The organism is Natrinema ejinorense (genome assembly GCF_002494345.1).
GTDB classification, from domain to species: Archaea; Halobacteriota; Halobacteria; order Halobacteriales; family Natrialbaceae; genus Natrinema; species Natrinema longum.
Genome location: NZ_NXNI01000001.1, coordinates 3,932,389 through 3,953,570 on the forward strand (window position 1 = coordinate 3,932,389; position 21,182 = coordinate 3,953,570).

Below are 21,182 nucleotides of genomic sequence, written 5' to 3' on the forward strand. Positions count from 1 at the left end.
GATCTTGCAGACAGTATAGTTATATGGTATGAGTTGGATTCGGAGATATGCCCGGACAATCGAATCGACGAACGCTGCTGTCTGGTCTCTGTACCGCTGGTCTCGGCGGTCTTGCCGGCTGTCTCAGTTCGGTACCCGGACTCGACTCGAACGATGCCGAGTCCGGGACCGACGTTGGTGGTACCGACCGGACGCTCAAACTCGGTATCATGCAACCGCTGAGCGGCAATCTCGAGTCGCTCGGGAAACCGATTCGAGACGCCGCAGAACTCCCGATCAAACAAGTACGAGACGACGTATCGCTCGACATCGATTACACTGTCGTCGACACGGAAACGTCCCCGTCCGCGGGCGTTCAAGGCGCTTCCACGCTCGCCAACGAGGAGTACCCGATGGTCAACGGTCCGGCGGCGGCCGACGTGACGCTACAGGCGACACAGCAGGTACTCATTCCGTACCGGACCGTCTGCTGTTCGCCCAGCGCGACGTCGCCGACGATCACGTCGCTCAACGACGCCGGTCTCGTCTTCCGGACCGCACTGTCGGACCGGCTGCAGGCGATCGTTCTGGCTCAGGAGGCGGCGAACGACCTCGGCCACGACAACGCCGCGATCCTCTACGAGAACAACGACTACGGCTGGCAGTTGGGCCAGGCGTTCACGCGATCGTTCCAGCGCACACACGGCGGCACGGTCACGTCACAGGTCCCGCTGAAAGGCGACTCGAACTCCTACGACGCGGCCATCGAGCGGGCCAGGACGGACGATCCCGACCTGTTGCTCGTGATCGGCTATCCGGAGACCGGCGGCCAGGTACTCACTGACCTCGGTGCCGACGCCCCGGAAGACATCCTCGTTACCGACGGGATGCAAGATGGGGCCCTCCACGACGAGATCGATTACTCGCTCGACGGCATCCGCGGCACCGCGCCGCTGGTCAACGGGCCGGGTAACCAGACGTTCACGGAGCTATTCGAGGGCGAGTACGACACCGAACCGAGCATCTTCACGCCCCATTCGTACGACGCGAGCGCCGTCTTGCTGCTCGCGAACGCCTACGCTGGGCAAAACGACGGCCAAGCGATCGGCAGCGCCATGCCGGTTGTCACGACCGGAGACGGGAAGGAGATCACCCCGAACAACCTCGCGGAGGGAATCGAACTCGCGGCCGAGGGCGATGCCGTCACGTATCAGGGGGCGTCCGGCTCGGTTAACTTCGACCAGAACGGCGACGTGACCGACGGCGTCATCCAGTACTGGGAGTTCGACGAAAGTGCTTCCGGCGGAATCGCCGAAATAGACCGGGTGAGTCCATAATGGTGTCGCTCGCATCGCTGGTGCCGTCGTTCATCAGGCGGCGGTACCTCCTGAAGTTCGTGGTCTCGATCCTGGCGGTCGTGCTCGTGATCGGGAGCGTCGGGGCGGTCAGCTACGTCCAGATCGACCAGACGGTCCGGACCGACTCGAACGAACAGCTCGAATCGACCGCCGAAACGCATGCGGATACGATCAGTAACTGGGTCGAGTCGATGCGCGTCCAGACCCGGACGGCGTCCGATTCGTCGGTCCTTCGGGAGGGCGATCCGCAGGCAGTCCAGGGCAAACTCGTCGAAGAGCAGGCCCGGATGGACGTCGACGTCCGTGCGATCCACTACGTCGACACCGAGAACAACGAGATCGTCACGAGCACGAACGCGGCTTACCGCGGCGAATCGTTCGCCGATCTGGAGGAACCGTGGGCCACGGACGGCTTCGAGGACAACCTCGGACTCGACGAGTCCGTCTGGCACTCCCAGTCGGCCTACAAGTCGCCGAGCCTCGAGGATCAGGTGATGGCCTTCGCCAGTCCGGTCACCGACCGCGACGATCGGGCCGTCGTCATCATCGGCACCCTCGAGTATCAGGTCGACCAACTCCACGAGGAGAACACGTCCGCCTCGACGGCCATCATCGGCGGCGACGGCGCGACAGTCTTCAAGGCCGAGTCGGCGTCGCTCGACGCTGACGCGGCCGACAGCGATGCGGTCGAGGCTGCCCTCGGCGGCCGGATGACTCGTACCCAGGACGATGATGTCGTCCGGGCGTACGTCCCCGTGGGCAACACTCAGTGGGTCGCCGTCACGAGCGTCCCGGCGGAGCAAGCCTACGGCGTCGCGAACGATGTCGAGACCAACGTCATCACGATGGTGCTTGCGAGTCTGATCGCCCTCGGAGTCATCGGCGGCGTCCTCGGACGGCAGACCGTCGTCCCGCTGACTCGGCTCCGCGACCGGACGGCCGAGATGGAAGAAGGCAACCTCGACGTCGATCTCGAGACGAACCGTGTCGACGAGATCGGCCGGCTGTACGATGGCTTCGACAGCATGCGCACCTCGTTGCGAAACCAGATCGAGGCGGCCGAGGTCGCCCGTGAGGAGGCGGAAGCGGCCCGCGAGCAGACCGAATCGATGAATCGCCACCTCGAGATGAAAGCCGAGGAGTTCAGCAGCGTGATGGACGAGTGTGCCGACGGTGATCTAACCCAGCGGCTCGACCCCGAGAGCGAGAGCGAGGCGATGACCGATATCGCGGTCGCGTTCAACGAGATGCTCGTGGAACTCGAGGAGACGACGGCCAACGTCAAGGCCTTCGCCGACGAGGTGGCGGCGGCCAGCGAACAGGTGACTGCCAGCTCCGAGGAGGTTCGTTCGGCGTCACAGCAGGTTTCCGAGTCGATTCAGTCGATTTCGGACGGTGCGGACCGCCAGAACCAGAACCTGCAGTCGGTTAACCAAGAGATGAGTGACCTGTCGACGACGACTGAGGAGATCGCGGCCTCCTCGAACAACGTCGCCGACCTCGCGGAGCAGACGGCCGAAACTGGACGACTCGGTCGCCAAGCGGCACAGGAAGCGATCGACGGGATGCACGTGATCGAATCGGAGTCGACCGATGCCGTCGATGCGATCCAGGACCTCGAAGAGGAGATGGCACAGGTCGACGAACTCGTCGAGTTCATCTCCGACGTCGCCCGCGAGACGAACATGCTCGCCCTGAACGCGAACATCGAAGCCTCGCGGGGCGACAGCGGCGAGGACGGCTCCGGGTTCGGTGCCGTCGCTACGCAGGTCAAGGAGTTGGCCGCGGACACGAAATCGACCGCCGAGGACATCGAACAGCGGTTAGAGCGGATCGACGAACAGACGACGGAAACGGCGACCGAGGTCCAGCGCACCGCAGAGCGGATCTCGGAGCACGTCGGCTCCGTCGAAAACGCTGCGGAGGCGCTCGACGAGATCTCCCACTACGCCGATCGGACCAACGACGGCGTCCAGGAGATTTCCGCGGCGACCGAGGAACAAGCGGCCTCGACGCAGGAGGTCGTCGCCATGGTCTCGTCGGCGACGAACATCTCCGAAGCGACCGCGGCCGAATCCCAGCGCGTCGCGGCGGCTGCCGAAGAGCAAACCTCCGCCCTTTCGGAGGTGTCGGAGAGTGCGAGTTCACTCACCGATCAGGCGGCACACCTGAGCGAGACGCTCGATCACTTCGAAACCGACCGAGCGGAAGACGTCTCCGTCGAGGGGTACGAATCCGACCACGAGATGTCCTTCGAGTTCGAGGAAACGAACATCGACGGCGACGACATGGTTGAGAACCGTGATGGAAATCCCGATGCGGTGGCCAAGAGTATAACCGAGTCCGAACCGGACGACCGAGCATCGACGGAGGCCACGAGGGGCGTGACCGACGCGGGAGACGGAAACGATGCCGACGAAGACGGGGCGGCCGAGACGGGAATCGAGTCCGAGTCGGAGGCCGACGACACGGACGCTGACGGGTCGTCGGACGACGAATTCACCTTCACTCAGTTCGACGACGAGTAAGACCGAGTCGACGGTCGAACCGTCACGTACTTTTCACCGCCGTCCTAAGCGCGGGTGATGGAACTGCTGGAGCGCCGACGGGCGCTGATCGAGGAGCGTCTCGTCGAGGTAGTCGAGGGGGTCGAACCCGAGACGCTCAGCGACGAAGTGCGCCACGTTGCGCTCTCGGGCGGGAAGCGCGTCCGACCGATGGTGACGCTATTGGCCTGTGAGACCGTCGGCGGACGGGCCGAGGACGCAGTCGAGTTCGGCGTCGGGATCGAACTCGTTCACGCGGCCTCGCTGGTCGTCGACGACATCATCGACCGCTCGGAGCTGCGACGCGGGACGACCAGCGCCTGGGCCGAGTTCGGTCATGGCCCGGCGATCATCACCAGCGATGGGCTGCTCGGAGAGGCGTTCGCCCTGTTTTCGGCCGACCCGAACGCGACCCGCGTCGTCGCCGAAGCGATGGTCGAACTCGGCATCGGCGAGGCGACCGAACTGTCCGCCGAGCCGACCAACGAGGAAGAGTACATGACCCTGGCACGCCGCAAGACCGGGGCGCTGTTCCGGGCGGCGGCGGAACTCGGGGCGATCGCTGCCGACTCCGATCCCGTCACCGTCGAGGCACTGGGCGAGTACGCCGAACGAGTCGGTATCGCCTTCCAGATCAGAGACGACGTGCTCGATGCCGTCGCCGATCCCGAGGAACTGGGCAAACCGACCGGCAACGACGCAGCACTCGAGCGCCCGTCGGTCGTCCAGGTGACGGATCTCACGCCCGAGGAAGCCAACGCTCACGCCCGGCGGGAGGCCGATCGAGCGATCGACGCCCTGGATCGAGTCGAAGTCGCCGATCCCGAGGCCCGACAGTATTTGCTCGATCTCGCGGAATTCGTCGTCGAGCGCGAGCGATAAGCGGCGACTCGCTCCGACACCGGCGAGCACCGCCGTTGGGTTCGCGGAGATCGGGTCCAGGTCAGACGCGTTCGGCCCGCGTCCCCTCTTCGCGGTCCGGATCGTCGAACCACGATTCTGCGACGGCGAAGGTAAGCGTGCTCATAATTCCGAGCAGCGTCCCTGCCGTCAGTGCCGTCGCGAGATAGGTGATGCCCACCTCCTCGAGGAAGAACGCACTCACCGCATAGAGGACGATCGCGATCGAGACTACGTAGAAGGGGGCGTTGAGGTATCGCCACTCAAGCGAGCCGGCGATGTATTCGTCGGTGATCTGTCCGAGGCTGGTCGTCAGCCCCGCCGCGGCCAGCCAGAGGATCGAGCCGTTGACCAGTGCGGCGAGCATGACGGGAACCTCGAGGTCGCCGGCGGTCGATCGTTGGACTCCCTCGAGCGTGTCGACCCCGCTGACGCCGCCGAGGACGAACAGCGCCGCGGCGACGACGTACGCCAGCAGCGTCGTTCGGCCGGCGTACAGCGAGCGGCGGGCGCGTTCGACGGCGGTGTCCAGCCGGTCGCCGAGGCCGAGCCCGCGCGAGATGAGATAGAACCCAAGCAGCGCGGACGTCATTCCCAGTACGAACCCCGGCATGTCCAGGACGGTCCCGATCAGCGCGAGCGGATAGATCAATAGGAGAATACCGAGGGGGATGAGGACCGTCCCGCGCGTCTCGGGGTCGTCTAACACCTGCTTGATCGTGTAGTACATCGACTCGAGATCCTGTGCCTGCCGGACGACGACCCGCCGAACGCCGTCGATGGGGACACGCGAACGGATGATCGGGATGACGGACTCGTCCTGTGCGCCGTCCGTGACGACGAGGGTCGTGACGTCTTCCGCGGTCGAGAGACTCGCGAGGACGGTGTCGACTTCGTCGCCGACTTCCCGGTTGGCGCTGACGTCGCCCTGATCGTTACCGGTGACGACGGCGACTTCGACGTTCTCGTCGCGGTCGGCGAGGTCGTCGTAGACGTGCAATCCCTGAAAGATGACGTTGACGTCGGAGTCCTCCGGATCCGCGGTGGCGAGTGCGACCGCTGCCTCCTCGACTGGAGCGCGGCCGATAACCGGCGTCGAGAAACCGGTCTTCCGGCCGAGATCGTCGTCGAGATCGACACAGAGGACCAACAGCATCGGGTCGTAGTTGTACGCCGCGGTATTTTTCTCTTCTGGGACGCCGAAACGGCGTCGATAGCAGTCGAAATCAGCCGGAGCCGTCCCTCCCGGCGTCGGATTCGTCGGGTATCGATCCGACGTCGGCGTCGGACGTCGTCACGTTCGTGATCTCGAACCGAGCACCGCCGGCCGATCCGTTCCGAGCCGTGACCGACCAGCCGTGAGCCTCGGCGATTTCCGTGACGATCGCCAGCCCGAAGCCGGTCCCGTCCGGCTTCGTCGTATAGCCGAACTCGAACACCGAGTCCGTATCGGCCGGCAGTCCCACGCCCGTGTCCTCGACGTAGAACCCACGTCGGCTCGTCTCGTCGCCGGTCGAGTCCCCATCAGCCGCGAGCGACCCGACGGTGACGACCAGCGGCTCCGTCTCGCCGGTGCCGGCCTCGTCGGTTCCATGCTTGACCGAATTTCGGAACAGGTTCTCGAACAGCGTCCGAAGTCGAGCGTCGTCGCCGTACACTCGCATCTCGCCGTCGATCTCGAGACGGGCACCACCGGTATCGACGGTCGACCACGCGTCGCGAGCCACGCCGGCAAGCGGGAGCCATTCCCGCTCGCCGATCGTTTTGCCCTGCCGGGCCAACTGCAACAGCCCGTCGACGAGTTCCCCCATCCGCGACAGCGACCACTGCAGTTCGTCGACGTGTCGACTGTCCAGTTGCTCGTCGAGGGGGTCGAGATGCCCCTGTGCGACGTTCAGCGGGTTTCGGAGGTCGTGGCTGACGAGGCTGGCGAACTGTTCGAGCCGGTCGTTCTGGCGCTCGAGTTCGCGTCGGTAGCGTTCCTGTTGGGTGATATCGCGGAACGCGTGGACGGTTCCGGCGAACTCGCCGTCCTCGAGCGGGAGCAATTTCGTATGGACATCGTAGATCCGTTCGTCGCCGTCGGGTCGGCGAAAGCGGACGTTGTACGTGGCTTTCTCGTCGTCGGTGTCCGCGGAGAGGAGCTGACGGACGGCCTCGATGTACTGATCGATCGTCGACTCGCGATAGTATCCGCGTTCGATGAGCGTCGGAAACGCCATCCCCAGGAGTTCGTCTTTGGTCTCCTCGAATTTGGACAGATACTCGTCGTTCAACCAGACGATAGTCGCGTCCGCATCGAGTACGAACAGCCCGAACGGTGCGGTCTCGAGGATCGTCTCGTCCCGGTAGCGTTCGCGGCGTCGTTCCTCGTGGCGTGTGAGTTTCCGAACGATGCCGATGGAGCCGGCGGGCTCGTCGTCGATATCCAGCGGTGCGACGCTCATCTCGCCGTCCCGTCGTCCATCCCCGGTTTCGAACGTCCACTCGAAGCGCGATCTCTCCGGGGGCGCTGCTGTGGTCTCTGGGTCCGACACATCGCTTGCACCTGCGGCCGTTTCGTCGGTGAGAAACGTCCCGATGGTCGACCCGAGCAGTCGATCTCGGTCGTACCCCAGCCAGTCGACCGCCGCGTCGTTTACCATCGTAATCGTCCCGTTCCGATCGAAGAGACAGATCGGGTCGGCAGCGTTCTCGACGACCGACCGGTACCGCTCGAGTTGCCGATCGATCTCCGCTCGACGGTCTTCCACACGGCGTTTCTCGACGGCGTTCTCGATTCGATGTGCGAGGACCGTATACTGGGCGGTGGCAGTCTCCTTTCGCAGGTAGTCGGTCACGCCGGCATCGATCGCCTTGCGTGCGATCTCCGCCGGATCAGCGCCCGTAACTAGGAGAAACGGGACGTCCGGATCGCGGTCACGGACGGCCTGGAAGAACTCGAGTCCGTTCATTCCGGGCATCTCGTAGTCGCTGATGAGACAGTCGACATCGACGTCGTCGAGGATCGCAAGCCCCGCACGCCCGCTGTCAGCGGTCGTTACGTCGAACTCGTCGTTCGTTCGCTCGAGGGCGGTCGCGAGGAAGTCGCGAACGCTCGGATCGTCGTCGACACACAGGACGTGGATCCTCGCTGACATCGGCTGTTCTCCCTTCCATCCCCATCGTATAATAACATGTGGCTAGAAACGAGGCGTCGACACGCTCCAGTCCACTGCAGTTTCGCACGGCTTTTGAGGCTCGGGTGGCTACGTTCCGTCGAATGATCTCGAAGGGCTGTGAGCAGTGTGCGAAAGGTGGCAAGATGGTGCTGTTCGTCTATGGCTACTGCGACCAGCGCGACTGCTTTTACTGCCCGCTCGGGGAGAACCGCAAGAACGTCACCGACGTCTACGCTAACGAGCGACTCGTCGAAGCGGACGAGGACGTGCTCACCGAGGCCCACCGAATGGACGCGCTGGGCACGTCGATCACCGGCGGCGAGCCCCAGGAGGCGCTCGGCCGGACCTGTCACTACCTCGAGTTGCTCAAAGACGAGTTCGGCGAGGATCACCACACCCACCTCTATACCGGTATCACCGGCGGCCGCGAGAACATGCGGCGACTCTCCGAGGCCGGCTTGGACGAGATTCGGTTCCATCCGCCGTACGAACAGTGGGGGGACCTCCACGGGACCGAGTGGGAGGAGATCCTCTACATCGCCCGCGAAGAAGGGCTCACCCCCGCGTTCGAGATTCCAGGCATCCGCCCCGAGACGGAGTTCCTCGAACTCATCGACGAGGGCGCAGCCGAGTTCTGTAACGTCAACGAGTTCGAGATGAGCGACGGGAACTACCGACGGATGCAAGAACAAGGGTTCGAACTCAAGGAAGACCACATGAGCGCCGTCGACGGCTCCCGCGAAGAGATCCTCGAGGTGATGGGCGACCACGAGAAGGTCTACTTCTGTACGTCCGTATTCAAGGACGCTGCCCAGCATCGTCGCCGCCTCAAACGCATGGCCCGCAACATCCGCCGCGAGTTCGACGACGTCACCGACGACGGCACGCTCGTCTACGGCAAGACCCACGCCGACCCCGCGGAGTTCGAAGCCCTGGGCGTCCCCGAGGAGTTCTACACCGTCAAACCCGACCACGTCGAGGTCGCCTGGTGGCTCTTAGAGGAGATGATCGAGGACGGCGACCTCGACGACGGCGAAATCGTCGAGCAGTATCCGACCTACGACGGACAGGTCGTCGAGCGGACGCCGTTAGCGTGAGTACCGCGAGCGAGCGAAGCGAGTGAGCGGTTTTTTGGTGGAGATTTTTCGAGGAGGGTGAACGCAGTGAACCCGACGAGAAAAAGGTCCACGTGGCAGGTCGTCGAGCGGACGCCGCTGGCATAAAGACCGCGAGCGAACGCGGTGAGCGAGCGGCTTTTTGATGGTGATTTTTGGAGGTGGGTGAGCGAAGCGAACCCGACGAGAAAAAAGGTCCACGTGGCAGGTCGTCGAGCGGACGCCGCTAGCGGAGGACCGCGAGCGAACTGGGATTCGCATCGATTGTGCACGCTATAACGATCGTCCCACAGCGTGCAACCCCCCGAATATGGCCGTCTCGAGACTATCGTGTCCCGTTCATCGCCGAGCGAGTCGGTGCCACTTATCCGGGTTGTAATAATGGCGGGTGTCCCGAAATGGGCGGCTACGATGAAATCCCGAACCATAGCAGTCGTCGCGGTTGCACTGCTCGTCGCCCTCTCCGGGTGCAGTGCTCTCGGTGGATCGCAGGCGGATGACCAAGCGACCGAGTCCGATTCGGAGCCATTGAACGAAACCCAGTCGGAATCGAACGGTTCCGACGACACAGAAACCGACACTAGCGACGACATCGAATCGAACGGAACTGCGAACGACACGGACGACGGAGACGACACTGCTGATGCGGAGTGGTCCCCGCCCGAGGAACCGAACCGTCCGATAGAAGACGAACGCGAGGATCGAATCGAATCCGTCGAGTTCGTCGACAAAGAACCCGTAGCGAGTGGTGACGGCTACTCGAACTTCAACCTCGAGGTCGTTGCCAACACCAGCATGGAGGACGTCGATCCGCCGGAACACGGTGACGTGGAGGGTGAACCGTACTTCTTCGTCAAGATCAACGAGGACGAGCAGAAGCTACTCGAGCGAACGGATGAGGTTCGCATGGAAGAGAACGGGACGTTCCACATCGACGTTCGGCCGGCCGGTATCGAAGAGTTCGGTGCGGGCTCGTTGACCGTCGAGGTTTTCCTGATGGACGAGGACAAAGACTGGGACGACATCTACGACTCCGTCGGCAGGGACATCCAGTACAACCCGGACGCGGACGACTCGTCCAGCACCGAGGACGGGTCGGAGACCAGCGAGAACTGAGCCTGCCGGCGGATCGACCGTCCCGGACCGAGACGATCACTCCACCTCGGTCGGATCGACGCCCGGCAGCGTGATGAGGTTTTCCCGGCCGATCCGGAGCTTCTCGATCTCGTCGTCGTCGTCCATCTTCGAGAGGAGTTGTGAGACCTTGGCGTTCGACCAGCCGGTCTCCGTGACGATGGACGCCTGTTTCATCCGACCGCCGTTTCGTTTGAGCAATCGAAGGACGCGTTCCTCGTCGCTTAACAGTTCGGGATCGATTTCGTCGTCAACCGGTTCCTCGAACTCGAGGTGGGTGCCCGATCCGCCGTCGGTATCGGCGGCTGCGGGCGAGTCGACCGCCGCGTTGGCGACCGGTTCGGCGCCCCCATCGCCGTGGGTCGTGGTCCCATCGGAACCGTTCCCGTCACGTTCGCGGGGATCGAGTCGCTTCAACAGCCCGAGTGGCCCGGTGGTTGCGAGCGACGCCAGCGGATCGGTCGCCCCCTCCCGGTCGTCGTCGGTCTTTCGCCTCGCGAGGACGTAGCCGCCAGCCCCGATGAGGGCGACGACTCCGAGCAGCGCAGCGATCAGCACGGTCGTATTCGAGTTCGGCGAATTCGGGCCAGCTCCCTGAAGGAGCGTCATCTCGAGCCCGTCCTCCTCGAAGTGATAGGGCCCGTTCCAGACGAGCGAGCCGTTTTCGGTCCCTGTCGGCGCGTCGACGAAGCCGTAGTTCTCCGGGGGTTCGATGACGAGCCGTTGCCAGCTCGCTAACGACTCGAACAGGAGTCCCTCGGTCGTCTGGAAGCTGTCGCCGACGCGAATCCGATCCCCGTCGACGGTTCCGAAATTCGTCCAGGTGAACGAATACGAAAGGATACCGACCCGGACATCGTCGCCGTTTGTGGCCGGTTCGTCGTCGGTATCGAGGGGTTCGATTCGTGCCCCGTCCCAGCCGGCGTTCTCGATGTCCATCTCGCGGCTGTTCGACTCGGCGACGCGGCTCGCGTACCGGTCGAACACTCGCGGATCGTACTGTGGGTCTCGCTGGCCCGCCATGACCGCGTCGGCGTAGTCGTGGAAGGTTTCGGCCTCGGAGTCGTCGGTCACGAGGAACCGGCTTTCGATATACCATTCGGCATCGCCATCGTCGGTGATTCGAACCCGGATCACCTGCCGCGTCTCGGGGCTCTCGAGGGGCGACGAGGACGATTGGAGGGCCGATACCGACTCTGGCTGCTCGAGGGCTAAGGCTGGGAAGGGAGACGTCGGCGGGGACCGCTCACCAGTCGTCGACGCAGGCGCCGACGGTGTGGCGGCGGCCACTGCCCCCAGACCGGACGTAGCGAGGAGGACTGTGAGGGCGAGTGCGGCGGCGGTGGACATCCGCATGTGTACCAATTGGGTGGTTTCCACGGGGAAAAAACACTTTCCATCGATAATAAACTCCTTCTGACGCGGCTGAACGGCGTAATACGTCGTAACCGGGTCTGTAACGGGCGTCTCCGTGCCTGACCGATAGACGACCAGTTTTTGTATCAGGAGGCCATACGGTGTGGCGATGAACAACGCGACGCCTGCCCTCCTCGCGTTCCTCCTCGTCCTCTCGCTGCCTGCGATGACCGTCGTCGCAGCGGCCCCTAGCGGCGAGCGCCTCGACGGATCGGCGGCGACCCTCCAGCAGGAACTCCCGGATCGAACGGCCCCGGTCGAGGCCGAGAACACGACCAACCGTCTCCCCTTGACCGGTGACGTCAGAAGCGAGTACACCGACTACGGGAGCGGCCTCGGGCTGGTTTTCGCGAATGCCGACGACGAACTCAGGCTCGACTACGAGCAGTACACGCTCGTCGACGACGAGTTCGACGATGCAACCACTGAGCAGCAAGCAGCGATGGTCCAGCAGGCCTACGAGCGTATCAACGAACGGGCCGACGAACTCGAGCAACGCGAGCGCGAGGCGGTACGAGCATACGCAGCCGGCGAGCAATCGACGAACGAACTCCTCCAGACGTTGCTGCGAAACCACAAGGAGGCGGCGATGCTGGCCGATACCCTTCGGGAACTCGAGGGACGAGCAAACCAGGTCTCCGGGTATTCGCTGCCGGCTGACTACTCCGACTACAAGACCCTGGAGTACCATCGAACGCCGCTCCGAGAGAACCTCGAAGCACTCACCGATCGGCCGACACGCGGGAGCGGACTCGACGTGACCGTCTCGGCTTCACAGACGGGGTACAGCCTCGCGATGGTAGACGGGGACCGATACCTCGTCGAAACGGCCAGATTCGATAATCGCGACCAAACTGGCTCGAACCAGCTCGACCACAGCGACGCGTACAATCACGCGGAGGACCTCTACCCATGGGCCTCCAGCGACGACGGGCCCCACTTCCAGGAAAACAGTCCTGATCACTACTGGGCGGAGCCGAAGCTTGATCAGGGCCGGCTCGATTTCTACTTCAATACCCAGACCGGAAACGTCTATCGCGAGACACAGGAACTGACCACACAATCGCTCCCCGTAACGGACGAGACGACGCGGTCCAATGACGGGCTCGAGCTGTCGATCAACGAGACGCCGCCGGCGGAGAACGTTAACAGTCCGATCGAGGTGACGGTGACCGACCAGGCGACCGGCGAACCCGAGCAGGCAACCATCATCATTGACGGGATCGAAATCGGGAAAACCGGCGAGGACGGGTCGCTGTGGATCGTTCCAACCCTCGGCCAATCAGAGCTGACGGCACGGACTGCAAACGGGACCGTCAACGCGACGATCACGTCCTAATTCGGTGTGTCCGGACGGAGTCACGATTCGGCTTCGACCCGGGAACGTGTTTTTCCACGTCTGGGTTGACTGTCATTTATACGCGAAGGAGCGGCCAGAGCGATGCGTGATCCCAAAGCGGTTCCGTCCCCGACGACGCTCCACTTCGAGCGCGCCACGCGCGGTGAGCCCGCTCGTCGGCGTCCTCGCGTTGCTCGCAATTACCGTCTGCCTGGCGACGGTGGTCGCGGTCGGCGTCGGCGCATGGTCACTCGAGGCTCCCGGTCCGACGGCGACGTTCGAACTCTCGGCCGACGGCGACCGCTCCTCGATCACGATCGAGCACGTCGCCGGTGATCCCGTCGACGTCGAGGCACTCTCGGTGACGATCGCGATAAACGGGACGGAACTCACCGAACAGCCGCCCGTCCCGTTCGTCGGCGCGAGCGGGTTCAATGGCTCACCCGAGGGCCCGTTCAATCGGGAGGCCGATCCGGAGTGGACGGCGGGAGAACGGGCCGGCGTGTCCGTCGCCGAGACGAACTCTCCGACGCTCGAGACGGACGATTCGATCACCGTCTCGCTCGACGTCGACGGCCGCCGGATCGCCGAACTCGAGACGACGGTCCGATGAGGTCCGCTCGGCCCCGGGGCGTCACTCGGGTGCGCGTCCGATCGTCGTGATCGCGACGTCGGGGTCGTAGGACGGACCCATGAACGCGTGTTTCACGTCCTCGAAACCGGCGGTTTTGAACATCTCGTCGGCCTCGTACTCGTCGTAAAAGAGCATGATCGAGTCGGCCAGCAGCTGGCTGATGACGTTGTCGGGATAGTTCGGGCCGACGACGAGCACCTGGCCGCCGGGTTTGAGCACGCGACGGAATTCCCGCAGCGCGAGGATCGGGGTCGGCCAGTACTCGATCGAACCCGACGACCAGACGACGTCGAACGTGTCCGTCGCAAACGGCAGCCGTTCGGCATCGCCGCGGTGGAAGTGAACCGGCGGCGCGCGTTTGCCGAACTTCTCGTAGGCCTGTTCGAGTTGGTGTTCGCTCTGGTCGAGCGCGTAGACCTCGTCGACGTGCTCGAGCAGCCCTTCGGTGGCGAAGCCGGTGCCACAGCCGACGTCGAGGACCGTCATGTCGTCCTCGATGTCGAGCAACGAAAGCGCCGCGGTGCGCATGTCCTCGGTCCAGATGAACGGGTTCACCTGATCGTAGACCCGTGAGAGGTACTTATAGAACAGTCGAGCACGGGCCTTGTTCTCGAGAAGTCCCATTAGTGAGGGGTTTCGATCGGATCGGCATATGTCTGCCGTTCCCGACGCTGTGAAGGCGAAGTAAAACGTGATTATCGTCCGTTCGGGCTCGGATCGCGCTGAGTCACTTTCGCAACTACCATATACGCGCTCTGGCAAACGTCCGACTGCTTAGAATATGCCGAGGCCAGAGGTTCTCGAACGAATTAAGTCGGCGGAGGAAGAGGCCGACGAGATCGTCGCATTGGCAGACAACGACCGCGACGAGCGGATAGCCGAGGCCCGGGAACGTGCCGAGGAGATTCGCACGGAAGCGGAACAGGAGGCCAGGGAGCTCAAAGAGCGCCGCCTGGAGGAGGCTCGCGAGGAGATCGATGCGGAGTGCGAGCAGGTCCTCGAAGCAGGCGAACAGGAGCGTGAGGAACTCGCCGAGCGCGCCCGGAAACGGGTCGGCGACGTGACCGACCACGTCGTCGACCTGTTCCAGGAGGACGTCCATGCTCAGACCTGAGCGTATGAGCAAGGTCTCGGTGACCGGTTCCAGGCGCGTCATGCCCACGGTCATCGAGGCGGTCCACGAGCTGAGTCTCGTCCACCTCTCGGACTACGACGGCTCCTGGGACGGATTCGACAACGGCGACCCGATGACGGGTGCCGACGACGCATCCGAGAAGCTGGTGACCGTCCGCGCCCTCGAGAGTACCCTCGAGCTATCGGCCGACGAGGCCGATCCGGGGACGCTCGAGGAGGGCTGGGAAGCCCGGCTCGAGGAGATCCGAACGCGGATCAACGACCTCGACGACCGCCGCGTGGAGATCAACGACGAACTGCGGCAGGTCGACGAGAAGATCGACCGCGTGGCACCCTTTGCGGAACTCGGTATCGACCTCGACCTGCTGTCGGGGTACGAGACGGTCGACGTGCTCGTCGGCGAGGGCCCCCTCGAGGAAGTCGAGGCTGCCGTCGACGCGTCCGACGACGTTCGGGCGTTCGAGACGTTCACCGGTGGCGACGTCGTGGCTATCGTGGCCGCGCCCGCCGAGGGAGCCGACGAGGAGCCGATCGACGACGCCCTGGTCGGCGTCGAGTTCACCCGCTACGAGGTGCCCGACACCGAACAGAGTCCCGAGGACTACGTCGCGGACCTCGAGAGCCGGAAGCGGGACCTCGAGTCCCAACTCGAAGAGATCGACGCGGAGCTCGCGGAGATCAAACAGGAGGAAGCGGCCTTCCTCCTGCGAGTCGAGGAGGAACTGACGATCGAGGTCCAGCAGGCGGAAGCGCCGCTGCAGTTCGCGACGACGGACCACGCGTTCGTCGCCGAAGGCTGGCTTCCCTCCGAGGAGTACGACCGACTCGTCGCCACGCTGAACGACGCGGTCGGCGACAGTGTCGAAACCGAAGAACTCGTCAGAGCCGATTACAACGACGAGGGGTATCCGACGCGGACGGAAGACGTCGACCACGGCGGCTCCGGCGGTGCCGAGGAGACGACCGAGGAGGAAAAGCGGGAGGCCGCGACGCAGGAGGCGATCGCCGACGGCGGTACGACCGCTGCCAGCGGCGATGTCGTGACGATGGTCGACGAACCGCCGGTCATTCAGGACAACACCGGCCCCGCGAAGCCCTTCGAGTTCCTGTTGCGGCTGATCGACCGGCCCAAGTACAGCGAACTCGACCCGACGATCGTCCTGCTGTTGACGTTCCCGGCGTTCTACGGCTTCATGCTGGGCGACCTCGGCTACGGGATGATCTACACAACCGCCGGCTTCCTCATGTACAGCCGGTTCGACGAGGACATCATCCGAAGTCTGGGTGCGATCGGCATGTGGGCCGGCGGGTTCACGATGCTGTTCGGCGTCCTCTACGGCGAGTTCTTCGGGATGCACTTCCTGGGAGACATCGTCTTTGGCGGGAGTCCGCCGTTGCACAAGGGACTGCAGCCCGTGTACGCGAACTACGGAACGACGTGGCTGATGGTGAGCGTCCTGATCGGACTGGCCCACCTTACCCTCGGGTACGCCTTCGGCTTCTTCAACGATCTCGATCACGGCGTCGGCGATGCGTTCCTCGAGAACGGCTCGTGGGCGCTGCTCATGATCGGCGTCTGGGTCTGGATCTTCAGTCGCCACGGTGAGAGCGTCAAGCCGGAGTTCCTGTTCACCTCGTTCGGGAACGGCTCCGAGGCGGCGTTCGAACTCGGATTCACCGGCTTCGCCACCGAAATCGGGATGTACGTCGGACTCCCGCTCATCGCGATCGGGTTCGTGACGATGGTCTACGGCGAAGTCAAACACTACGGCGTCCTCGGCATCATCATCGGCGGGCTCGAGAGCTTCAACGTCCTCGGAGACGTGCTCTCGTACCTGCGGATCGCGGCGGTCATCCTGGCGAAGGCGGGCATGGCGTTCGTCGTCAACATGCTCTTCTTCGGGGTGTACGTCGTCGAGACCGATCACGGCGCGGAGTGGCACTTCGGTACCAGCCACGCACCCCAGCACATGCTCGAACAGGGGACCTACCACGGTCACGAAGTGTCCGAGGTCATGTTCGGCGGCCTGCTCCACGGCGGTCTCGTGATGGCCATCCTCGGCGTGGTCATCCTCGTCGTGGGTCACATCGTCGTCCTCCTGCTCGGCATTACGAGCGCCGGCCTGCAGGGGATCCGTCTCGAGTACGTCGAGTTCTTCAATCGGTTCTACGAGGGCGGTGGCCGGAAGTTCGAACCCTTCGGTGGGATTCGATCCGACGACGACTGACGTCGCCGGCCACCACGCCACGGACTCGTTCCGCGTGGCAATCGGGCACGCATTCCGGGACCTTCATCGAAAGGGTAATACCTCTGGATACCGAGTATTAACGGCTACGCCGGTGAAATCGGCGGTTTAGTTTGGGAAGTTTTAAGAACACGCTGGGGAGTAGTACCACCTGTCCGGTTGCAAAACCACGAGGAAACTCAATCATGACAATCGAAACTCTACCCGAGGTCGCATTTGCACTGAACAGTTTCGCAGAGAACGTCGTACTGCAGCAGGGTGGCGGTGGCCCGATGCTCGAGCAGGGAGGGGCTGCGGCGATCGGTATCGGTCTCGCAGCTATCGGCGCGGGCTATGCGGAGCGAGCGATCGGTGCGTCGGTCGTCGGGGCACTCGCCGAGGACTCCATCTCGCCGGGTATCGGGATTCTCCTGACGGTCCTGCCCGAGACGCTCGTGATCTTCGCACTGGTCGCGCTCTTCGTCTAAAGCGTCCCCATCGAACTTTCTTACAATGAGTCTGGACACAGTCGTTGAGGACATTCGAGAAGAGGCTCACGCGCGTGCGGAGGACATCCGCAGTGAGGGCGAAACGCGCGCCGAAGAGATCGAGTCAGCCGCCCGAGAGGACGCCGACGAGATCATCGCCGACGCCGAAGCCGAGGTCGAGAGCGAGATCGAGCAGTTGCGCGAACAGCGACTCTCCAGCGCGAAGCTGGAGGCGAAACAGAAACGACTGGAGGCACGCCGCGACGCCCTCGCGGAGGTCCGCGACGCGGTCGAGGACGAACTCGCCGCTCTCGAGGGAGACACCCGCGAAGCGCTCACTCGTGACCTGCTCGAGGCGGCGACGGTCGAATTCGACGAGGGCGACGACGTCAACGTCTACGGCCGCAGCGACGACGAAGAGGTGCTCGAATCGATCCTCGAGGAGTACGACGGCTACCAGTACGCCGGCGGGTACGACTGTCTCGGCGGCGTCGTCGTCGAGAGCGACCAGTCCCGTGTCCGCGTCAACAACACGTTCGACTCGGTGCTCGAGGACGTATGGGAAGACAATCTCCAGGAAATCAGCAACAGACTCTTCGAGCAATGAGTACGGGTGCCTCGAATCCGGAGTACGTGAACGCTCGCGTTCGCTCGCGTCGAGCGGCGATGTTGTCCGACGAGGATTACCGAAAGCTGATCCGGATGGGGCCGAGCGAGATCGCACGGTTCATGGAGGAGACGGAGTACGAGCGCGAGATCAACGAGCTCGGAACGCGGTTCTCGGGCGTCGACCTGATCGAGTACGCGCTCAACCGCAACCTCGCGAAGCACTTCGACGACTTGCTCGAGTGGTCGGAGGGGAAACTCTACGACCGCATCGTTCGGTACCTCCGGAAGTTCGACGTCTGGAACCTGAAGACGATCATCCGTGGCATCTACACGGATACCGACCCCGAGGATATTCGGACGGACCTCATTCGCGCTGGCGAACTCGATGACGGGACGATCGATCGGCTCGTCGAGGTCGACTCGATCGAGGACGTCATCGAACTGCTCGATGGGACGATCTTCGCCGAGCAGCTCGAAGTCGCATTCGAGGAGTACGAAGAGAGCGGCGCGCTCGTCCCCCTCGAGAACGCGCTCGATCGGGCGTTCTACGAGAACTTGCTCGCGGATCTCGGTCGGCCCCAGGAGGGGCCGGAAGCGAAGTACGTCGAGTTCCTCGAGGCCGAGATCGACTTCCGGAACGCCCGGAACGCGTTGCGTCTCGCGCGAAGCGGTTCGGATCTCGATCCCGCGGCCTACTACATCGAGGGTGGCGTGTTGTTCGACGAGTCGGATCTGAACCGGTTGGTCGGTGACTACGACGCCCTCGTCGATCACATCGCCGAGAACAAACGCTACGGCGACCGCCTCTCGGGGGCGCTCGACCGACTGCGGGATGCTGACAGCCTTATACAGTTCGAGCACGCACTTGACGCTGCGTTGCTCGAGTACGCGGACCTGCTTTCGAGCGTGTATCCGACCTCGATCTCACCCGTTCTGTCGTTCGTTCTCGGGAAGGAACGCGAGGTCGAGAACATCCGCGCCATCGCGCGGGGTCGCGAGGTCGGACTCGACGAAACCGAGATCGAAGAGGAGCTGGTGATCCTATGAGCCAGGAAATCGCAGTCGTTGGCAGTCCGGAGTTTACGACCGGCTTCCGCCTCGCTGGCGTCCGTCGGTTCGAGAACGTCCCGGACGACGAGAAGGACGAACGGCTGGACGACGCTGCAACGACAGCCCTCGAAGACGAGGGCGTCGGGATCGTCGTCATGCACGACGACGACCTCGAGCACCTGTCGCGAAACGTTCGCCAGGAAGTCGAGACGAGCGTCGAGCCGGTCGTCGTCACGATCGGCAGCGGTACGGGAGGCGGCGGGCTGCGCGACCAGATCAAACGCGCGATCGGGATCGACCTGATGGACGAGGACGAAGACAGCTAAACTATGAGCCAGGCAGAAGAAATCGAATCCGTCGACGAAGACGGTGTAATCGAAAGCGTGAGCGGTCCCGTCGTGACCGCCACGGACCTCGACGCCCGGATGAACGACGTCGTCTACGTCGGCGACGAAGGGCTGATGGGCGAGGTCATCGAGATCGAAGGGAACCTGACCACGATTCAGGTGTACGAGGAAACTTCCGGCGTCGGCCCGGGCGAACCCGTCCAGAACACGGGCGAGCCCCTGAGCGTCGACCTCGGACCCGGCATGCTGGACTCCATTTACGACGGCGTCCAGCGGCCACTCGACGTCCTCGAGGAGAAGATGGGGACGGCCTTTTTGGACCGCGGGGTCGACGCCCCGGGGATCGACCTCGAGAAGCAGTGGGAGTTCTCCCCCGAGGTCGAAACGGGCGATACCGTCGAACCCGGCGACGTCGTCGGGATCGTCGAGGAGACCGTCACCATCGACCACAAGGTCATGGTGCCGCCGGACTACGAGGGCGGCGAGGTCACGGCCATCGAGGCCGGCGAGTTCACCGTCGAGGAGACGGTCGTCGAACTCGACAACGGCGAGGAGATCCAGATGCACCAGGAGTGGCCGGTTCGGGAAGCCCGGCCCGCCGGTGACAAGGAGACGCCGACCGAGCCGCTGGTGACGGGCCAGCGCGTCCAGGACGGCCTCTTCCCGCTCGCGAAGGGCGGGACGGCGGCGATTCCCGGACCCTTTGGCTCCGGGAAGACCGTCACCCAGCAGCAACTCGCCAAGTGGTCCGACGCGGACATCGTCGTTTACATTGGCTGTGGCGAGCGCGGCAACGAGATGACCGAGGTCATCGAGGACTTCCCGGAACTGCCGGACCCACAGACCGGGAACCCGCTGATGGCCCGGACCTGCCTCATCGCCAACACGTCGAACATGCCCGTCGCAGCCCGCGAGTCCTGTATTTACACGGGCATCACGATCGCGGAGTACTACCGCGACATGGGCTACGACGTCGCGCTGATGGCCGACTCCACCTCGCGGTGGGCCGAGGCCATGCGGGAGATTTCGAGTCGACTCGAGGAGATGCCCGGCGAAGAGGGCTACCCCGCGTACCTGGCGGCCGCACTCTCCGAGTTCTACGAGCGCGCCGGCAAGTTCCAGCTGATCAACGGCGGCGAAGGGTCGATTTCGGTCGTCGGGGCAGTCTCGCCGCCGGGCGGTGACTTCTCCGAGCCGGTCACCCAGAACACGCTGCGTATCGTCAAGACGTTCTGGGCGCTGGACGCCGACCTCGCGGAGCGTCGGCACTTCCCCTCGATCAACTGGAACGAGTCCTACTCGCTGTACAAGGACCAGCTCGACCCGTGGTGGGAGAGCAACGTCGCCGGCGACTGGGCGGAGACCCGCCAGTGGGCAGTCGACGTACTCGACGAGGAGGACGAACTCCAAGAGATCGTCCAACTCGTCGGCAAGGACGCGCTGCCGGAGGACCAGCAGCTGACCCTCGAGGTCGCACGCTACCTGCGTGAGGCGTGGCTCCAGCAAAACGCGCTCCACGACGTCGACACCTACTGCGAACCCGAGAAGACCTACCGGATGCTCGGTGCGATCCAGACGTTCAACGACGAGGCCTTCGAGGCACTCGACGCCGGTGTGCCACCCGAGGAGATCACGGACGTCGACGCTGCGCCACAGCTCAACCGGATGGGCACGGCCGAGGAGTGGGAGGAGTTCATCGACGAGATCGAGAACGACCTCAAAGAACAACTACGAGCACTGTACTAAC

At 63.8% G+C, this 21,182-nt stretch carries 18 protein-coding genes; 14 read left to right on the forward strand and 4 right to left on the reverse strand.

The window, feature by feature from the left end; translation table 11 throughout:
* Nucleotides 1-47 precede the first annotated feature (47 nt).
* Genes CP557_RS19315 through CP557_RS19325 form a run of 3 tightly spaced genes read left to right on the forward strand, consistent with a single transcriptional unit; the run spans nt 48 to nt 4,765 of the window.
* Complete coding sequence (locus CP557_RS19315) at nt 48-1,316, forward strand: ABC transporter substrate-binding protein (protein ID WP_097381412.1); 1,269 nt, start codon at nt 48-50, stop codon at nt 1,314-1,316.
* Entirely contained in the window at nt 1,316-3,865 is a 2,550-nt protein-coding gene (locus CP557_RS19320) for a methyl-accepting chemotaxis protein (RefSeq protein ID WP_097381413.1), read from the forward strand. The genes CP557_RS19315 and CP557_RS19320 overlap by 1 nt, the downstream gene beginning before the upstream one ends.
* A 57-nt stretch (nt 3,866-3,922) precedes the next feature.
* Nucleotides 3,923-4,765: a polyprenyl synthetase family protein gene (locus CP557_RS19325; protein ID WP_097381414.1), complete on the forward strand. Its 843-nt coding sequence runs from the start codon at nt 3,923-3,925 to the stop codon at nt 4,763-4,765.
* 61 nt (nt 4,766-4,826) lie between these two features.
* Here the strand turns inward: CP557_RS19325 and CP557_RS19330 are convergent, their stop codons facing one another.
* Both CP557_RS19330 and CP557_RS19335 read right to left on the reverse strand, forming a co-directional pair.
* On the reverse strand, nt 4,827-5,939 hold the full coding sequence (locus CP557_RS19330) for a DUF373 family protein (protein ID WP_097381415.1): 1,113 nt from the start codon (nt 5,937-5,939) through the stop codon (nt 4,827-4,829).
* Between the two features lie 70 nt (nt 5,940-6,009).
* A complete protein-coding gene (locus tag CP557_RS19335) occupies nt 6,010-7,923 on the reverse strand; it encodes a hybrid sensor histidine kinase/response regulator (RefSeq protein ID WP_097381416.1) in 1,914 nt (637 codons plus the stop codon).
* A gap of 122 nt (nt 7,924-8,045) precedes the next feature.
* Here CP557_RS19335 and CP557_RS19340 point away from each other — a divergent pair, with 122 nt between their 5' ends.
* Nucleotides 8,046-9,041, forward strand: coding sequence for a radical SAM protein (locus CP557_RS19340; RefSeq protein WP_097381417.1), 996 nt, complete (start codon nt 8,046-8,048; stop codon nt 9,039-9,041).
* A 429-nt stretch (nt 9,042-9,470) separates the two neighbouring features.
* Entirely contained in the window at nt 9,471-10,175 is a 705-nt protein-coding gene (locus CP557_RS19345; protein ID WP_097381418.1) for a hypothetical protein, read from the forward strand.
* A 36-nt stretch (nt 10,176-10,211) separates the two neighbouring features.
* Here the strand turns inward: CP557_RS19345 and CP557_RS19350 are convergent, their stop codons facing one another.
* On the reverse strand, nt 10,212-11,549 hold the full coding sequence (locus CP557_RS19350) for a helix-turn-helix transcriptional regulator (protein ID WP_097381419.1): 1,338 nt from the start codon (nt 11,547-11,549) through the stop codon (nt 10,212-10,214).
* Between the two features lie 169 nt (nt 11,550-11,718).
* Here CP557_RS19350 and CP557_RS19355 point away from each other — a divergent pair, with 169 nt between their 5' ends.
* Together CP557_RS19355 and CP557_RS19360 are read left to right on the forward strand one after the other, a co-directional pair.
* Nucleotides 11,719-12,948, forward strand: coding sequence for a DUF7096 domain-containing protein (locus CP557_RS19355; protein ID WP_097381420.1), 1,230 nt, complete (start codon nt 11,719-11,721; stop codon nt 12,946-12,948).
* A gap of 163 nt (nt 12,949-13,111) precedes the next feature.
* On the forward strand, nt 13,112-13,561 hold the full coding sequence (locus tag CP557_RS19360) for a type IV pilin N-terminal domain-containing protein (RefSeq protein WP_097381421.1): 450 nt from the start codon (nt 13,112-13,114) through the stop codon (nt 13,559-13,561).
* Nucleotides 13,562-13,582: 21 nt separating this feature from the next.
* Here CP557_RS19360 and CP557_RS19365 read toward each other — a convergent pair whose 3' ends face one another.
* Entirely contained in the window at nt 13,583-14,206 is a 624-nt protein-coding gene (locus CP557_RS19365; RefSeq protein ID WP_097381422.1) for a methyltransferase domain-containing protein, read from the reverse strand.
* Nucleotides 14,207-14,363: 157 nt separating this feature from the next.
* Here CP557_RS19365 and ahaH point away from each other — a divergent pair, with 157 nt between their 5' ends.
* The 7 genes from ahaH to CP557_RS19400 all read left to right on the forward strand — a co-directional run bounded on the left by ahaH (nt 14,364) and on the right by CP557_RS19400 (nt 21,181).
* Nucleotides 14,364-14,696: an ATP synthase archaeal subunit H gene (gene ahaH / locus CP557_RS19370; RefSeq protein WP_097381423.1), complete on the forward strand. Its 333-nt coding sequence runs from the start codon at nt 14,364-14,366 to the stop codon at nt 14,694-14,696.
* Complete coding sequence (locus tag CP557_RS19375) at nt 14,683-16,944, forward strand: V-type ATP synthase subunit I (protein ID WP_245853061.1); 2,262 nt, start codon at nt 14,683-14,685, stop codon at nt 16,942-16,944. Before ahaH ends, CP557_RS19375 begins: the two co-directional genes overlap by 14 nt.
* 203 nt (nt 16,945-17,147) lie before the next feature.
* The gene (locus tag CP557_RS19380; RefSeq protein ID WP_097381425.1) at nt 17,148-17,429 is read left to right on the forward strand and encodes a hypothetical protein; all 282 of its coding nucleotides are present in this window, start codon (nt 17,148-17,150) and stop codon (nt 17,427-17,429) included.
* A gap of 25 nt (nt 17,430-17,454) precedes the next feature.
* Nucleotides 17,455-18,036 carry a V-type ATP synthase subunit E gene (locus CP557_RS19385; protein WP_097381426.1) on the forward strand — a complete coding sequence of 194 codons (582 nt, stop codon included), beginning with the start codon at nt 17,455-17,457 and terminating at the stop codon, nt 18,034-18,036.
* Nucleotides 18,033-19,085, forward strand: a complete 1,053-nt coding sequence (locus CP557_RS19390; protein ID WP_097381427.1) for a V-type ATP synthase subunit C — start codon at nt 18,033-18,035, stop codon at nt 19,083-19,085. Before CP557_RS19385 ends, CP557_RS19390 begins: the two co-directional genes overlap by 4 nt.
* Nucleotides 19,082-19,414 (forward strand): V-type ATP synthase subunit F, encoded by a 333-nt coding sequence (locus CP557_RS19395; RefSeq protein ID WP_097381428.1) that lies wholly within the window; start codon nt 19,082-19,084, stop codon nt 19,412-19,414. Before CP557_RS19390 ends, CP557_RS19395 begins: the two co-directional genes overlap by 4 nt.
* Before the next feature lie 3 nt (nt 19,415-19,417).
* Nucleotides 19,418-21,181 carry an ATP synthase subunit A gene (locus CP557_RS19400; protein ID WP_097381429.1) on the forward strand — a complete coding sequence of 588 codons (1,764 nt, stop codon included), beginning with the start codon at nt 19,418-19,420 and terminating at the stop codon, nt 21,179-21,181.
* Nucleotide 21,182: the final 1 nt, after the last annotated feature.

Coding starts and splice junctions, on each gene's coding strand:
- CP557_RS19355 (WP_097381420.1), top strand. CDS start 11,719: ATGAACAACGCGACGCCTGCCCTCCTCGCGTTCCTCCTCGTCCTCTCG.
- CP557_RS19350 (WP_097381419.1), bottom strand. CDS start 11,549: ATGCGGATGTCCACCGCCGCCGCACTCGCCCTCACAGTCCTCCTCGCT.
- CP557_RS19390 (WP_097381427.1), top strand. CDS start 18,033: ATGAGTACGGGTGCCTCGAATCCGGAGTACGTGAACGCTCGCGTTCGC.
- CP557_RS19400 (WP_097381429.1), top strand. CDS start 19,418: ATGAGCCAGGCAGAAGAAATCGAATCCGTCGACGAAGACGGTGTAATC.
- CP557_RS19315 (WP_097381412.1), top strand. CDS start 48: ATGCCCGGACAATCGAATCGACGAACGCTGCTGTCTGGTCTCTGTACC.
- CP557_RS19330 (WP_097381415.1), bottom strand. CDS start 5,939: ATGCTGTTGGTCCTCTGTGTCGATCTCGACGACGATCTCGGCCGGAAG.
- CP557_RS19380 (WP_097381425.1), top strand. CDS start 17,148: ATGACAATCGAAACTCTACCCGAGGTCGCATTTGCACTGAACAGTTTC.
- CP557_RS19345 (WP_097381418.1), top strand. CDS start 9,471: ATGAAATCCCGAACCATAGCAGTCGTCGCGGTTGCACTGCTCGTCGCC.
- CP557_RS19320 (WP_097381413.1), top strand. CDS start 1,316: ATGGTGTCGCTCGCATCGCTGGTGCCGTCGTTCATCAGGCGGCGGTAC.
- CP557_RS19335 (WP_097381416.1), bottom strand. CDS start 7,923: ATGTCAGCGAGGATCCACGTCCTGTGTGTCGACGACGATCCGAGCGTT.
- CP557_RS19325 (WP_097381414.1), top strand. CDS start 3,923: ATGGAACTGCTGGAGCGCCGACGGGCGCTGATCGAGGAGCGTCTCGTC.
- CP557_RS19385 (WP_097381426.1), top strand. CDS start 17,455: ATGAGTCTGGACACAGTCGTTGAGGACATTCGAGAAGAGGCTCACGCG.
- CP557_RS19395 (WP_097381428.1), top strand. CDS start 19,082: ATGAGCCAGGAAATCGCAGTCGTTGGCAGTCCGGAGTTTACGACCGGC.
- CP557_RS19340 (WP_097381417.1), top strand. CDS start 8,046: ATGATCTCGAAGGGCTGTGAGCAGTGTGCGAAAGGTGGCAAGATGGTG.
- CP557_RS19375 (WP_245853061.1), top strand. CDS start 14,683: ATGCTCAGACCTGAGCGTATGAGCAAGGTCTCGGTGACCGGTTCCAGG.
- ahaH (WP_097381423.1), top strand. CDS start 14,364: ATGCCGAGGCCAGAGGTTCTCGAACGAATTAAGTCGGCGGAGGAAGAG.
- CP557_RS19365 (WP_097381422.1), bottom strand. CDS start 14,206: ATGGGACTTCTCGAGAACAAGGCCCGTGCTCGACTGTTCTATAAGTAC.